Source organism: uncultured Sunxiuqinia sp., from assembly GCF_947495665.1.
Lineage (GTDB): Bacteria > Bacteroidota > Bacteroidia > Bacteroidales > Prolixibacteraceae > Sunxiuqinia > Sunxiuqinia rutila.
In genome coordinates this window covers 81,175-95,094 of record NZ_CANLZV010000013.1, presented here as the reverse complement: position 1 = coordinate 95,094, position 13,920 = coordinate 81,175, and the positions used below count along the sequence as shown (strand labels likewise).

Below are 13,920 nucleotides of genomic sequence, written 5' to 3'. Positions count from 1 at the left end.
TTTAGCTGGCGGCCTGTAATGACCGCCAGCGGTATTTCCTTTTTAGTTCGTAAATATCCAAACAGCGCGTGCCTGACTAAAAGTTTGCTTAGTTTACGATCACTTCGTCGGCAAAAATCCATACCGGCAGGCCGGCAGCATTGTGCCATACCGGAGCTTTACTTACGTTTTTGGCGGCAAGCTTAATGTAGCGGGCCTGAGTTTCCGGGAAGCTGGCTTTGAAGTACTCCAGGTCATTCCGGTTACTGTCCTTACTGATTGGTTTTTGGGTTGAAACAGTTTGAAGTTTCCGGAAGTTGTTGTTGTCGTTTGAAGCGGAGAAAGTCACCGATTTTGGGAAGAATACAATGTGGTTGGTTACCTGTAAGAAGCCAACAGAAATATTGCTAAAGCTCTTGGCCTCTCCTAAATCAATCACTACTTCCATATCATTCCCTTCAAAGCCCAGCCAGTTGGCAAAAAAGTTACTGCCACCCAAAGCGCCGTCGGTAAGTACTTGGGGATTTTCGTCGGCGTATTTCTTTGGTTGGGTGAGTAGCTTCACTTTTGCTCCTCGTGCCAGGTTTGGTTGAGCGGCCCGTTCCAGTGTTTGCTCAAAAGCACTCAGGTATTCATCCACAGTATAGCCCATCTCATTCATCAGGCTGATCTTGGCCTGCTCACAGCTGGATGCAAAACGATTGAGGCGTGCTTGCACATCGGGTGAGATGGTTCCATTAGCCAGCAATTGGTAATCCGGCGACATCCCATTGCGGGCCATCTCCAGTTGGGCATAGTCTGTACTGATCCGTGCAGTTCGTACCCGTTGCAAAACAGCTGGCTTATCGGCAACAGCTGCTTCTGCCTCATCAAAAAAGGCATTGTACTGTTTGAGCAGGTCAGGCGAAAGGAAGGAGTTAAATGCCTGTGCTGGGTCGCCGTACAGGTATAGGAAGAAATCCGGATCGCTTTCTAAGGATGCATGAACCAAGTCAATGTATTTCTTGATGGCAGGGCCGGCTTCTTCGTAATATCCTTGCATAAAATCGTTGATGATGGCCTCGACATCCAGATCAGGATTCCACAAAAGTTTGGCTGTTACATAGGAGCGCAACTCAAATAGCTCACTTGGATTGTGGCTGTGTTGTTCAAAAATCCAGGTGGCGTGGTTATCCCTGAAAAACTGGATGTTGGGTTGCAGGGTATTCATATTTGGGAAAGGAGCCAGAAAGTTGGTAAACTGAGTGGTATAATCCCAAATGCGAATGTGGTCGGTCAGTTGTTGCCAGCCGATGAGGTCTTCAGCGAAATCGCTGCATTTTTCTTCGATTGGTGCACTCCGGTCGCATTCAATGGAGCAAAGGGTGACCAGCACATTGTCAAGGGGCTTGGTTTTGCATGGCTTGCGGGTGTATTGGTAAGCCAAGGTTGAAATGGTTTTATCCGGAAATGCCTGAGCAACGGCATTCACAAAACGAATCATGCTGCCACTGGACGAACCTTCTTCCTCATCAATCTTTTGACAGTTCTCGCATTGACAATGCTGTGTGTTGTCGTTTTGGCTTACCGAAATCACTTGGGCATCCGGGTATCGGTCAAACCATACTTGAACGGAGTCGATAACAATCTTCAGTACTTCCGGATTGGTTAAACACAATTGGGTTGGAAGTCGCTTTTTACCCCGCAGCGCATAGTATTCAGGATGCTTGCCGTAGAAATTGAGCTCGGGAACAAAGCGATGAAAAGTGTGCACCCGGCCTTCAGGAACATAGCTTGGAAAGGCTTCTGTAGTCACTTTTTGATGATCAGCAAAGGCATGGTCTTCGTAAAACAGGCGGGAATGGACCGTTCTTGTGGTAATCTCGGGCGTGTACACCAGGTTGACCGGAAGAGCCAAGCTGATAGTTGAACTGCTCGGTACCTGCTCAACGCTCGGCGAAAACCATCGGCAGCCTACATATTGCTCGAGAAACTCGTAAACAGCGTAGCCTGTACTTTGTGCATCGCCTCCCGAGATGAGCAGGTTTTTTCCCTCGGTTTGAATGGAAATGGAATGTGCCTGTGGTAAGCCCGCGTTTGTGTAAACCAAAATTGCAGGGGAGGAAGGGTCTGCATCGCTTTCCATTACAATGGGAAGCTTGACGCTTGATGCTTTTTCCAGGTAATGTTGAAGTTGCTCTGCTGCTTGCTGGCAGGCCTGATCATTAATCTGGATTTCATAGTTGGAGCGGCCATTTTTGATGATGGCCAGTTCGTTTTTGGAGGTACAAGCCCCCAAGGTAGCTACGGCTAGTAGGATTAAGAGTAGTTTTTTCATTCGAATTCGTTTATAGTGAGTTAATGAATCATCCGTGTAATTGGAGAACTCCCCATGCTTGAGTTTCGTACAACGAAGTTAGAAAAAATATCAGGAGCCTGAACGATAAACAGGAGAGGATAAAGGGTTTTCAGCTTTTTTTCACACTGGAGTAAAAGCGATAGAAAAGGGATCCTGAAACGGTTATCTTCCGGATTCGCTGGTGAAATGTTCTCGTATTCTCCCCTTCAAGGCGCTGCGTATTAAGCATTCATTATGAAGCCAGAAAAGTGGCGACTAATGTCTCTTCTTTTCAACTTAAAAATGTGTAATATTGCCGCCTCAAAAAACAGAGGGAATAAAGTAGGGTGAGGTATTCCTAACCTTTTTTTGACAGGTAATAACAATCTAAACAGAAAGCACATGCAGTTAAGCACAATGGAAGACGCGATGAATATCATTAGTATTTTGGGGTCATTTGTTTTGGCCATCTCCGGAACACTCACCGCCATGTCAAAACGCTTTGATGCATTTGGGGTGCTGATTATCGCCTTTGTGACGGCTGTGGGAGGCGGAACCATTCGGGATATGCTGCTCACTGGTCGTTCAGCCTTCTGGATTGAGCAAACCGGCTACATCCACATCATTATGGTTGGAACCATCTTTGCCGTTGTTTTTCGCTCTCGCCTGCTGCACATTCATCGTCCACTCGTATTTTTCGATGCCATTGGACTTGCTCTTTATACCATTACTGGTGTTCAGATTGGAATTGAGTATGAACTGGCAGCTGTCAACTGTATTATTCTGGGAACCATTACCGGTGTGTTTGGTGGTATTTTACGCGATATTCTAACCAACGAAGTTCCTGTTATTTTCAAGAAAGAAGTTTACGCCACCGTTTGCATCCTGGGATCCATCTTTTACCTGCTGCTAAATCACTTTGAAGTGATCAACCCCGTGCTACAAATTGTTCCGGTACTTTTCATCATTGTTATTCGTCTGCTGGTTGTCCACTACAACATTTCGCTCCCTTCTCTTTATCGTAAAGAAGACCGACAAATGTTGGAAGACTAGGCCTGTTGGCGAACAACCAGCAAACAAATTATTGAATTACGGTAGTCTTTCCTTTGAGTTGAAAACGTCCCGAAACGGTCTCTGTTGTTCCGGCATCAGCTTGCCCGCTAAATCCGGCCTGTTTTCCTCCTACAGAAACCGAAAACCATCCTGGTTCTACTACACGTTGATCTTTTTTGTTGATCAGCGACAATTGTCGTGGCTCCACGGTAAAGCTCACCATTTTTGTTTCTCCCTTTTTTAGGTGAATACGCTCAAAACCTTCCAGCTGACGAATCGGCCGTGGCGTAGAAGCTTTCTCGTCAGTCAGGTACAATTGAACCACTTCATCGCCATCCCATTCGCCGGTGTTGGTCACCTCAACAGAAATTTCAATCGGCTCATTCATGCCTACCTTTCCGGGAACTTGCAAATTGGCATAACTAAACGACGAATAACTCAAACCATAGCCGAAAGGAAAAAGAGGCTGTCCTTTAAAATAACGGTAAGTACGCCCTTCCATGTCGTAGTTTTCAAATGGAGGAAGTTGCTCCACCGATTGGTAATAAGTCACAGGCAAACGTCCGGCCGGATTGTAATCGCCAAACAAAACATCGGCAACTGCATTTCCCCCTTGCTGTCCGGGATAACCTGCCGTTAGAATGGCGGGGATATTTTGAGTAGCCCAATTGACCGACAAAGCACTTCCATTGATCAATACCAAAACAACCGGCTTACCTGTAGCTATCACAGCTTTCATCAATTCAACCTGCGTTGTGGGCAAGTTCAGATGCGTCCGGTCGCCTCCTTCGAAGCCATCGGTTTTCACTTTCATTTCTTCCCCTTCCAAACGTTCGTTCAAGCCAAGCGCTAAAACTACCACATCCGACATTTCAGCTATTGCTACTGCCTCTTTCACCATGTCTCCTTTGGGAGTTGTCCACATCAAGCGGGCTGTTGCATCACCATAGTAATTCCGGTATTCTGCAACAATTTCGTACTGCTCACCGGCTTTCAGGTTCAACGAAACAGGATTAAGAGCAGCATGATGTTCATGATTTCCGCCAGTTACTTCAGTGCCGTTCACCGTAATTTTCATGTATGGCTTGCCCCAATCACTAAAATAATAACGCCCATCTTTAGGGGCAGTTACATAGCCTGACCAACGAATACTGAATTGTCCGCTTTCCAAGCGAGGATCGGGAGTTCCGATGTCCCAGGCAAAATCGACACGATCATCGACCTGCGTATATAAAGGCTGTCCTTCAAACTCACTGTTGGCAAAATATTCACCAAGCAGTCCCTGTTCTCCATTTTTGGTTTGCAAATAAATAGAAGGAATTGACTCCATCGCTGGAACTCCTTCAGCCAAATCGGAACCTTGAGCGTACAGCACTCTTGTTTGCGGCTCAAGCTTATTTCGAATTCCCTGCAAAACGGTGACCGGATGCGAAGGAACCCCATTGTAATTTCCCCAAAGCGATTGCACATCGTCCGCATTAGGACCAATAACTGCAATTGTATTCAGTTCTTTCGAAAGGGGAAGTAAATTTTCATTCTTCAATAACACGATACTTGACCGGGCCGCTTCACGAGCCAACAAGTCGTGAGCTGGATTATCATTCACCTCAAAAGGAATTTGAGCATATTCTACCCGCTCAACGGGATCAAACATGCCCAGCTTGATCCGTGTTTTAAACAAGCGCTTTGCGGCAATATCAATTGCCTCTTCAGTCACAAGGCCTTTTTCCAAAGCTTCATCCAGCGCTTTATAGCTTACGCCACAATTCAAGTCACAGCCTTCGGTAACAGCCATGGCTGCAGCCGAAGCAGCGTCGGGAACAATCTTGTGAAATTGAAAGAAGTCGGAAATTGCCCAACAATCGGAAACGACATAGCCTTCAAAGCCCCATTCTTTCCGCAAAATATCGAACAATTGAGGGCTGGCACAAGCAGGTTCTCCGCGAAACCGGTTGTAAGCTCCCATCACCGAATAAACACCTCCATCAACAACTAAAGTGCGAAAGGCAGGCAAATAAGTCTCACGCAAATCGCGCTCACTAACTTCGGCATTAAATTCATGACGTATTGGTTCTGGCCCGGAGTGCACAGCATAGTGTTTAGCTGTAGCAACTACTTTCAGGTAATCGGAATCGCCACCCTGCAGTCCCAATACAAATTCTTTTCCCATTTGTCCGGTCAGGTATGGATCTTCACCATAAGTCTCATGCCCACGTCCCCATCGGGGATCCCTAAAAATGTTGATGTTGGGTGACCAAAACGTCAATCCCTGGTAAATTCCGCGTTCCCCTTGGCGAACAAATTCATGATGTTTTGCCCGGGCTTCATCTGAGATAACCGATGCAACACGGTTCATCAAAGGCTTGTCCCATGAAGCGGCAATAGAAATAGACTGTGGAAATACGGTTGCATAACCGGCGCGGGCAACTCCATGCAAACACTCGTTCCACCAATTATACTTGGGAATCCCCAAACGCTCAACGGCAGGTGCTTCGTAAAGCAACTGACTTATTTTTTCTTCGACGCTCAAGCGAGATACGACGTCTTCTACCCGTTCATCAATCGGTAAATCAGGATTTTGAAAAGGAAATTCATATTGAGCAGATGCCTGAATTAACAGGCCAAAAATAAAGACAAATAGCAATGTCGTTCGTTTCATCATTAGCTGGTTTTAACTATTCTGTTCTGGTCTGTAAATATACGAGATTTTTCGTACAAGCTAAATACAAACGGAAGTCTTTTGCGAATGACAAGAGACTTCCGTTAAATCAATTAATAATCTTATCTACTTGGAACCCACGCCCCAATTCTTATTCGGCTCAGGTCCCATTTCCAATTCGAGTTTTCCGCCTTTTAACAATTCGCTGGCCGGAAACTTAAAATCGTTCAACTTTTTGCCATTCAACTTAGCTGATTGGACATATTTATTCTGTCGTGAGGCATGTTTCGCTTCAATGGTAAACTGGGTACCCCGTCCAAAGCGTTTGCCCAAATCAATCTCCACTTTTTCAAACAAGGGGCTGCCAATTTCATAGACCGGATCAACGCGGCAACCACCATCCGTTTGGAACAGCCCAATGGATGCCATGATAAACCAAGCACTCATTTGCCCTTGATCCTCATCACCCAAATACGCATTGGAAATGCCATAACCATAGTAACGGTCCAAAATGGAACGGCTCCACTTTTGCGTTAACCACGGCTGCTGCACCCAGTTAAAAAGAAAGGCAAAATGCATCGACTGCTGATTTCCCTGGATTACCGGGTAATTCCAATACTGGTCATTCATCCCGTTATAACGTGTTTTACCACTTTCTCCAAATCCCCAATCCAGGCGCTCGATGAAACGATCTTTGCCAATTACTTGGGCTAAGGCGGGTACATCCTGGGGCACAAAGTAGGTTAACTGCCAGGCATTTCCTTCCACATAGTGATGGTTGGCTCCTGACTTGTACGGATCAAAATCAGGAAACCACTCCCCTTTGGAATCTTTCATCCGTGCAAAGCCGGTTTCCTTATCAATCACATTTCGCCAGTAAGCTCCCCGTTTCGAAAAGGTTTGATAATCATCCTGCTTACCTAAGGCTTTTGCAAACTGCCCAACCGTCCAATCGTCAAAAGCATACTCCAGCGAATTGGAAAAACGACCTTGGTCATAGGGCACATAGCCATGCTCCAAATAAGTAACCAAGTCGCGGTTACCTGCAAAACCTCCACCCACTTCCTGCGCGGGGGTTGTTTGCATCTTTCTCACAGCCTCGAAAGCCTTTTCCACATCATAGTCACGAATCCCCATTTGGTAAGCACCAACAATCAGCGGAATCTCATGCTCAGCTACCATCACCGGAACATATTCCATCCCGGCCGGTCCCTTGGCCAGCCAACCATTGGCGTCATACATGGCCAACTGCGATTTCACCCAACGGTTACTCCATTCCGGCGTTACCAGATTCCAAAACTGATTCAGGTTCCAGAAGGTATTCCAGAAAGCATCGCAGCCCAAAGCCGGAGACGACGGGTCATCCATTCTTCGGATTTTTTCCCCGGCATCCCGCCACTCGCCATTCACATCGCTAAAAGTATTGCGGCTGCACAAAGCACGATACATGTTGGTGTAAAAACGTGTTTTTTCATGCTTGTCATTGCTGCCCACCTTCACACGACTAAAAAGGTCATTCCAGGTATCAACATTATTTTTTCGAACGGCCTCAAAGTCCCATCCAAAAGGATCAATGACTTCAGTTTTCAGATTTTCTCTTGCATTTTCAAGGCTCACATAAGAAATACCTGTGCGAAGCTGGACCACCTTATTTTTTTTCGTATCGAAATCAACAATAACTCCGGCATCTTTAGCTCCCTGAACATTTAAGCTTGCGGCACCTTCTTCCACGCCATTTTCAGTCCAGGTACTAAATCTGGCTATCGGCTGGTCAAACTCTACAACAAAGTAAATGGTGTACTCCTGCGAGATTCCACCACTCCAGGTATTTGGAGAAAGCTGATGGCTAAAGCCTGCAATCGTATTCTTGCCTATTTGCTTTACAGAAGCCTCCAGCAGTTCATACCGGTATTCTGATGGAATCACCAAATCCAGCAAAACGCGCGATCCATCGCGGTCTTTCGGAAAAGTATAGCGCTGAAAACCACAACGAGTAGTTGCAGTCAATTCCGCCTGAATGTCATAATCGGTTAAATGCACTTTATAATAGCCCAAAGGCGCCTGTTCTGTTGATTTATCAATTCGCGAACGGTAACCACCAGCCACATCTTTTTCATCGCCAACTTTCGTTTGAAGTGCCCCATTGGTGGGCATGGTTCCCAATCCGGCCATGGTCCACTCGTGAATGTGCGAGAAGCAAGCCACCGACTCAAAGGTCGGCTCATAACCAGACTGCCAGCCATCATTTTGGTTGTCGGGACTTAATTTGACCATGCTGAATGGCATCCAAGGTCCCGGGGCAATCATCCAGCGGGAATGGCCAGTTCCGATTTTGGTATCCACATAGCCTGCTGGTGAAGTTAAATCCTGCGGCTGCCTTGTTACTTTTCCTGCCTGAAGCTTTTCTCCATTAAGCCAAATTTCATAGCTGCTCTTTTGCGCTTTCTGAACTGCCGGCATTGGCACTTCAAATACATACCGTCCTTCTTCCAAGGTTGATGCAAAAACTTCTTCGTTATCCAGAATCACGGTCATATCAGGCGTTCCGGACAGATGCTCAACATCAATCAATAGTGGTTGCGCCTTGTTGCGGTAATGCTCTATTTCATAATCGGCAGGTTTCACTTTTCGCAAAAAAGCCTGCTTGTTGTGTGTCAGTTCCACTCCCTTAGGCCCTTCAAGTTTGATTTGATCAAAACGAATCCAGGATCCTTCAAGAACAGTCAGGGCGATTTCATTTCCGCCACTTGCAACCAACCCTTTGGGAAGGGGAATTTCGATCAGATATTCCAAAGACTTGTCTGGGGCGCTGTCGATTGAACTTGCTGGGTTGATTACCGGAATTCGGTACTTCCATGATTTCCCGTTAACCGTCACTTTAAACAATGGCAAATCATCCGGATTGCAGTCCAAAAGATCAACCACCAGTTTCCAGTCATTGGAACGAGGCAACTGATCCAGCCCAAACAGAATGGTCAGGGTGCTTGAGCGCCATCCCGATGTTCCCCAGGTTCCACCCCAGGTATCACTTGTTCCGGGGATGATGTATGGCCAGTCTTTTTGATCATTGGATGTTCCGATCAGGAAATATTTGTCTTCCCAGCCAAAGTCATTCGTAATGTAATCAGGATAGCCATTGGGGGCCAATGCAAATTCCGCACAACTATTGTTGTTTTCACCGATTTGCCAAATCACACTTTGATCTTTGGCATAAGCCTTTGTTCCTGCCAGACAACACAACAAAAGCAGGTAGCTTAAGCTTTGTTTTATTTGTTTTCTTCTGCCCATTGGTTAAATAGTTCGATTGATTTTCCTAATACCCCGGCAGATCCTTTGAAATCGCCAGAACCTGCCGGAGTACCATCGATTTTATACCACTCGTAAAACCCTTTATTTTTAATGACACGGTTCATCATGGGTTGTACCAGTTCATAGGCTTCAGCAACCATGTCATTCACAATAAGCTGTTGGATCATTCGTCCGCCAAACCAGGTCCAGTCTCCACCATTCTGATATTCATAGGGGCCAGATACATTCTTGCCCAAAACATCGCTTCGATAAGTCGGGTAAAGTGTCAAACCGATCGACGGAGCGCCTGCTTGCTCAACATTTCTCACCATATGCTTAAGGACTGCAGCAATCTCATCTTTGGTTAAAACGCCTGCTTCAATGGCAACTGCCGTTCCCCCATGATAATGAATTTCATTTTCGTTGAAATCGTCCGGAAAAGGAGAACCATCCAGATAAACATGTGGAATAAATTTGCTGTTTTCAGCATCCCACAAATACTTTCGAATATTCGCCAGCAGATCTTCCTGCATCGTTTCCCAGCGCTGTTTATCCGAGTTATCATCCGTTAATTCAGCCAGATTACCCAAAGCAATGGCCAACATCGCATTATCGTACACATCAATGCTCCAATGAGTCAGGCTATCCACGTCCACCACAGCACCTCCTTCAACCTGCACATCTCCCCAATCAAAGGTTGTTGCACCAGTAATCAGGCCATATTTTGCAGCGTACCTCTCATTCAGCAAGTAGTTAATCGACCATTTCAATCGCTCGTAAACAGACTTACCGGCCACCTCTTCGGCAAGGATCGACTTGTCGCCCGTCTTTGCCACATATTTACAAATAGCCTGAATCAGCGAGGTTTCCTGATCCGTTTCTACCGTATTTTTAAACCCGATGTGTCCGGGAGCCGTTTCCGATTCGTAAGTATTTGGATCTCCCCAAGTAAAAGCTTCGCGGGGAACATAACCATCGAGCAACTCGCCGTTTGCCTGCTGAAAATGAAAAAACATCAACAGGTTTTTACGAATAACGTCCTGATCATATTCCTCACAGGATAGTTCAATAAAAGTGTTTAAGTCGCGCGACCAGACCATTTGGTAGCCTGATCCGGCATAAAATCCATTCTTCATCAGCTGCCGAGCCATGCTGTCTACTTCCTGCATTGTTTGATCAGCAAGTATTTTTTCGGCAAGTTCTTTATTCTTCGAACTGCAAGAGCTTAATAATAGCCCTGCCAGTAAAAGGATTGTTGAAATCTTGTAAAGTCTCATTTTTATTCGTTTAAGGAATAGTTGCTACGATTTATCGAAAGATTGCTTCACCTTCGTTCCTCGGTTCGCAATGACGGCATCTGCTGCTATTTCACAAATGCTTTTACGACCAAGGCTTCACCTTCTCCTTCATTGGTTATTTTGTAGGAACCTGCAGCAGCAGGAATCACAAATGTTTCGGCATAGTTAAAGCGCTTCTTCAGGCCATTCTCCGTCTCTACCAAAATGCTGCTTCCTTCAACCAAACTCAGCACATGGCAACGTTTTTCGGTTTGCACCTCAACTGCTCCGGTCAAATGGAAACGATGTACATCATACAAATGCTTTTCGTGGGTTGGCAAGTGATACAACTTCCATCCGGTACCTTCCTCCAACAAGTTCGGTTTTGCCACCAATTTATCGGTTACGTAATCGCCTTTTCGGTCGAAACAAACATTTTCCATTCCCCGCTCAATATTGATCGGACGCGGTTTTCCATCCATGTCCAAACGCAGCCAGTCATACATTTTGAAGGTAAAAATGTAGGGGGTTGAGCTAATTTCCAGCACCAGGTTGTTAATTCCTGAGCCATGAATAGTACCCGGAGGAATCAAAAATAAATCGTGTTTGTGCGAGTCCAACACTTGCACATGGCGGGTAATGTCAATGGGTTTATTGTTCTCAAAACTATACTTCAAATCAGCTTCAAAAACTTTGGGATCAATGTCCTCATTAAATCCAAGATAACATTTCGCATCGGGCGCTGCATCCAGGATGTAGTAGGTTTCCTCCTGGGTCATGTTTTCGCCAAAATGCTCTTTAATGTAGTCTAAATGAGGGTGACATTGAATGGACAAATTTCCTCCGTCGAAGGTATCCAAAAAGTCAAAACGAATAGGAAATTCGGCTCCAAACTGAGGATGCGCTTGGCCCAAGACATTCTCGCCCTCCTGAAACATAACCGCATCGAACGACACTTCTGCAACATGACCTGAGCTTTCAAAGACCAAGCCGTTTTCAGGAACAATCAACTCAAACGACCAAGCATAATTCGGCACATCTTTGTTCAATCCTTTCACCTTTTCGCCAAGCCATTGACCGCCCCACGCACCGGGTTCAAACCATGGGCGCACCCGGAATACATTTTTGCTTATTTCATTTAATCCTTGCCTTAAATCGTCTCCCTTTAACCAGGTTATTTCATCCAAACGCTGCTCATCAACAAGCACATCAATCTTCGAAAGTAATTCCTGTTTGCGCTTGTTCAGAACCACCCAATCTACAAAGTAGAAGCGCTTGTACATGGGCTTAATCTCGTCCGGCTTCGATGCCCCGATATTGCTAATCGTCTTCGCACGGGCCCGGAATTGCAATTCGTTTTTAGGCAGATCAACGTATACCAACAAGCCCTCAATTCCGACAAGACTAGCTCCTACGCCGTAAATTATGTTCTTTCCTGAAGCAATCTTACCTTGAATTTCGCTCCATCGTGTGGAGTCAAAAAGATCAATCAAGTCAATGGTTGCCCGCTTCCCAAAAATCGGATCATCACCCCCAAGAAATGGCTCAATAAGCGCATTGATTTCGGCCTCTGGCTTTAAGTATTCAGCAACATCAATCCAGTTTACATCAATCCCTTTTTGTTTAAACTGTGCGTCGAGCTTCTCTTTCAGTTTTCCGAAAAACACGCCCTGGTAACCATCGATTATAATCGTTTCATGCTTTTCAAGCTCTTCAACCAAGCTCTCTACCCCCAAATGTATTTTTCCTTCGCCCAACGAATGGGCCGGATACAAGCCATAATCGCCTGCACTTTCCTCTTCCTTTTGAGCCGGCATCAAATACTGGCTCGTCTTTCTCCAATTCTGTGTACTCATATTTTGCTTTATCTTTTAATTTCAATGTCTTTCGCGCAAAGAGGCTAAGCGGAAAACTTCCAGATTCAAGAGACAAGAACTTAGACACAAGACTAAATCTCACGACCTAAACTGTTCCCGTTTCCATTTTCCTCTTGGCTCTTTGCCTTTGCCTGTTCCTGAGCCTTTTTCTCTTACTCCTCTTTCGCGTAGTCCTCAAACATCAAAATAGCTTTGTACAATACACCAGCAGAACCGCGGAAAGTACCTGAACCTTCAGGTTGATTATCCACTGTGTACCATTCAAAAAAGCCATCATTTTCCTTTACCCTCTTAACCATAGGCTGCATTTGCTCATACGCCTCATCAACAAAACCATACTTGATCAATTGCTGAATCATACGGCCACCAAACCAGGTCCAGTCTCCGCCATTTTGATAACCATACGGATACATGCCTTTATTTTCAAACGAACCTTCGGGATAGGGAGGATACATGGTTAAGCCAATTGAGCCAGCTCCCGATGCTTTGACGTTTTCAATCATTTTGTTGAGCGAAACCTTAATTTGCTCTTTCGACAACAAACCGGCTTCAATGGCTGTAGCGGTACCTCCATGGTAGTAAATTTGGTTTTCGTCGAAGTCGGCAGGGAATGGAGAACCATCGAGATATACGTGTGGAATGAACTTTTGATTCTGCTCGTCCCACAAGTATTTCATCGTATTTTTTGCAATTCCATCGCAAATGGGTTCCCACTTGGTTTTGGTTTCAGGAACAAGCTCCATTAAGTTGTTCAACGCAATCACCAACATGGCATTGTCATAAATATCAAGACAAAATTTGGTGTCGTCTGTAATATAAACACCCCAAGGATGGCTGTGCTGCACATCTCCCCAATCGGCAGTAGTTGCGCCGTAGATCAAGCCATACTGATCACTCCAACGTTCATTCAACAGAAAATCCATAGACCACTCTAGGCGTTGAGCAACCGTTTTGTCACCAATTTTCTCCTTTAGAAATGTGGTGTCTCCGGTTTTCTTCACATACTTGTAAACGGCTTGTACCAATGAAGTTTCATGATCGGTTTCAACCGTATTTTTATGCCCGGCATAGTTTGGCTCCAGCTCGGTAAAAATATAGTCGTAACCACCTTCCGATGCCTTTGCTTTTTCTTTCGGAATAAATCCATCAATAATGTTTCCATCATCTCCCTGCAAACGGAAGAAAACACGCAAGTTTTCTTTTAAGGTTTCCTGAGGATAGACCTCCGCAGAAAGTTCAATAAAGGTGTTGTAATCGCGAATCCACACTTCGCCATAACCATCGCCGGCATTAAAACCTGTTTTGACAATGTCGAGTGCTTTTGCTTTTGTAAACGCAAAATATTCATTGTTTCGAATCTGATCTTTGAGATTCGGCTGAGTTGATTTCGACGTACAACACGTCATTCCAAGTACTAAGAAAATAGCAATAATTGCTTTCATATCTATTAAAGTTGTTGATTAATAAAGT

Annotated in this window: 7 protein-coding genes; 1 reads left to right on the top strand and 6 read right to left on the bottom strand. The window is 45.2% G+C overall.

Annotation, left to right across the window (positions count from 1 at the left end; all coding sequences use genetic code 11):
• Positions 1 to 88: 88 nt before the first annotated feature.
• Positions 89 to 2,296: a DUF4838 domain-containing protein gene (locus tag Q1A18_RS14805; RefSeq protein WP_299582153.1), complete on the bottom strand. Its 2,208-nt coding sequence runs from the start codon at positions 2,294 to 2,296 to the stop codon at positions 89 to 91.
• 402 nt (positions 2,297 to 2,698) lie between these two features.
• Here Q1A18_RS14805 and Q1A18_RS14800 point away from each other — a divergent pair, with 402 nt between their 5' ends.
• On the top strand, positions 2,699 to 3,349 hold the full coding sequence (locus tag Q1A18_RS14800; RefSeq protein WP_299582150.1) for a trimeric intracellular cation channel family protein: 651 nt from the start codon (positions 2,699 to 2,701) through the stop codon (positions 3,347 to 3,349).
• 28 nt (positions 3,350 to 3,377) lie between these two features.
• Here Q1A18_RS14800 and Q1A18_RS14795 read toward each other — a convergent pair whose 3' ends face one another.
• The 5 genes from Q1A18_RS14795 to Q1A18_RS14775 all read right to left on the bottom strand — a co-directional run bounded on the left by Q1A18_RS14795 (position 3,378) and on the right by Q1A18_RS14775 (position 13,892).
• Positions 3,378 to 6,011: a beta-glucosidase gene (locus Q1A18_RS14795; RefSeq protein WP_299582146.1), complete on the bottom strand. Its 2,634-nt coding sequence runs from the start codon at positions 6,009 to 6,011 to the stop codon at positions 3,378 to 3,380.
• Positions 6,012 to 6,134: 123 nt separating this feature from the next.
• On the bottom strand, positions 6,135 to 9,296 hold the full coding sequence (locus tag Q1A18_RS14790; protein WP_299582143.1) for a GH92 family glycosyl hydrolase: 3,162 nt from the start codon (positions 9,294 to 9,296) through the stop codon (positions 6,135 to 6,137).
• The gene (locus Q1A18_RS14785) at positions 9,275 to 10,573 is read right to left on the bottom strand and encodes an amylo-alpha-1,6-glucosidase (protein WP_299582140.1); all 1,299 of its coding nucleotides are present in this window, start codon (positions 10,571 to 10,573) and stop codon (positions 9,275 to 9,277) included. Before Q1A18_RS14785 ends, Q1A18_RS14790 begins: the two co-directional genes overlap by 22 nt.
• Positions 10,574 to 10,659: 86 nt before the next feature.
• The gene (locus tag Q1A18_RS14780) at positions 10,660 to 12,429 is read right to left on the bottom strand and encodes a class I mannose-6-phosphate isomerase (RefSeq protein ID WP_299582137.1); all 1,770 of its coding nucleotides are present in this window, start codon (positions 12,427 to 12,429) and stop codon (positions 10,660 to 10,662) included.
• A 173-nt stretch (positions 12,430 to 12,602) separates the two neighbouring features.
• On the bottom strand, positions 12,603 to 13,892 hold the full coding sequence (locus tag Q1A18_RS14775) for a hypothetical protein (RefSeq protein WP_299582134.1): 1,290 nt from the start codon (positions 13,890 to 13,892) through the stop codon (positions 12,603 to 12,605).
• Positions 13,893 to 13,920 lie beyond the last annotated feature (28 nt).

What these genes read in the sequence shown, in the direction of transcription:
- Q1A18_RS14780 (WP_299582137.1), bottom strand. Translation starts at nt 12,429, where the DNA reads ATGAGTACACAGAATTGGAGAAAGACGAGCCAGTATTTGATGCCGGCT.
- Q1A18_RS14790 (WP_299582143.1), bottom strand. Translation starts at nt 9,296, where the DNA reads ATGGGCAGAAGAAAACAAATAAAACAAAGCTTAAGCTACCTGCTTTTG.
- Q1A18_RS14785 (WP_299582140.1), bottom strand. Translation starts at nt 10,573, where the DNA reads ATGAGACTTTACAAGATTTCAACAATCCTTTTACTGGCAGGGCTATTA.
- Q1A18_RS14795 (WP_299582146.1), bottom strand. Translation starts at nt 6,011, where the DNA reads ATGATGAAACGAACGACATTGCTATTTGTCTTTATTTTTGGCCTGTTA.
- Q1A18_RS14775 (WP_299582134.1), bottom strand. Translation starts at nt 13,892, where the DNA reads ATGAAAGCAATTATTGCTATTTTCTTAGTACTTGGAATGACGTGTTGT.
- Q1A18_RS14805 (WP_299582153.1), bottom strand. Translation starts at nt 2,296, where the DNA reads ATGAAAAAACTACTCTTAATCCTACTAGCCGTAGCTACCTTGGGGGCT.
- Q1A18_RS14800 (WP_299582150.1), top strand. Translation starts at nt 2,699, where the DNA reads ATGCAGTTAAGCACAATGGAAGACGCGATGAATATCATTAGTATTTTG.